A 1,174-nucleotide genomic window follows, 5' to 3' on the forward strand; every position below is an offset into this window, starting at 1 on the left:
CGCCCAGCCACTGGCGGTTGTCGGCGAGCAGTCGCTCGCGCTCATGACCGTCGCCCATCAAGCCAAAGGTGTCGACATCGTCGACGAACACATTGATATCCAGCAGTGCACCGTTGGACTCCGCCAATGCCGCTGCACGTTGCAGGGCTGGCGTGTGGCGCATCTGCGGGCCGAGCATGACGAACAAACGCTTGAACTGGCTCATCGCACACCTCCTCGTGTGGGCAGCCCCCCGGTTCATGCCTCGTGGTCTGTTCAGTCTAGACCCAGCTGCGGCTGGCACGCAGGCGCGGGCCACTCGGGTATGATGCGAGCCCCAACTTCTAGCTCGAGGTCCCGCTCCATGTCCCTGAATGCCGAACAGATCGCCGAATACCGCGCCTTCGCCGAGCAGTTGGCCGATGCCGCTGCAGCGGCGATCCAGCCGTACTTTCGCGCCAGCCTGGACGTCGAGGACAAGGGCGGGCGCTTGTACGACCCGGTGACCGTGGCCGACAAGGCGGCCGAAGACGCCATGCGCGCGTTGATCCAGGCGCGCTACCCCGAGCACGGCATTCTCGGTGAAGAAGCGGGCGTGGCAGTGGGCAGCAGCCCGCTGACCTGGGTGCTCGACCCCATCGACGGCACCCGTGCGTTCATCACCGGCCTGCCGTTGTGGGGCACGCTGATTGCCCTGAACGACGGCACGCGCCCGGTGCTTGGGGTGATGAACCAGCCCTTCACCGGTGAGCGCTTCGTGGGTACGCCCGAAGGCGCCTGGCGCAGTGGCACGCCGCTGAAAACCCGGGCCTGTGCGGACCTGGCGTCGGCCACCTTGATGTGCACCACCCCCGACATGTTCGACACGGCCGAGCGCAAGTCGGCCTTCGAAGCCGTGGCCGGCAAGGCGCGGCTGATGCGTTATGGCGGCGACTGCTACGCCTATTGCATGCTGGCTTCGGGCTTCGTCGATGTGATCGTCGAGGCGAGCCTGCAGCCTTATGACGTGCAGGCGTTGATGCCGATCATCGAAGGGGCGGGCGGGGTGATGACCGCCTGGGATGGCAGCTCGGCGCAGGAGGGTGGGTGCGTGGTGGCCTGTGGTGATCCGGCGCTGCATGCACAGATGGTGGAGATGTTGCGTCACGCCATGTAAGTCTAGGGTTGCCTGAACCGACCTCTTCGCGGGACAAGC

The 1,174-nt window shown here is 65.9% G+C and carries 1 protein-coding gene and 1 pseudogene; one reads left to right on the top strand and one right to left on the bottom strand.

The annotated features are described in order from the left end of the window. Positions 1-205 (bottom strand): annotated as a pseudogene (locus tag PMI38_RS03520) (universal stress protein); the annotation flags it as partial. A 138-nt stretch (positions 206-343) separates the two neighbouring features. Here PMI38_RS03520 and hisN point away from each other — a divergent pair. Then, the gene (hisN, locus tag PMI38_RS03525; protein ID WP_008090730.1) at positions 344-1,135 is read left to right on the top strand and encodes a histidinol-phosphatase; all 792 of its coding nucleotides are present in this window, start codon (positions 344-346) and stop codon (positions 1,133-1,135) included. The last annotated feature ends 39 nt before the right edge of the window (positions 1,136-1,174 follow it).

The sequence above is a fragment of the Pseudomonas sp. GM84 genome, assembly GCF_000282535.1.
Taxonomy (GTDB): Bacteria; Pseudomonadota; Gammaproteobacteria; order Pseudomonadales; family Pseudomonadaceae; genus Aquipseudomonas.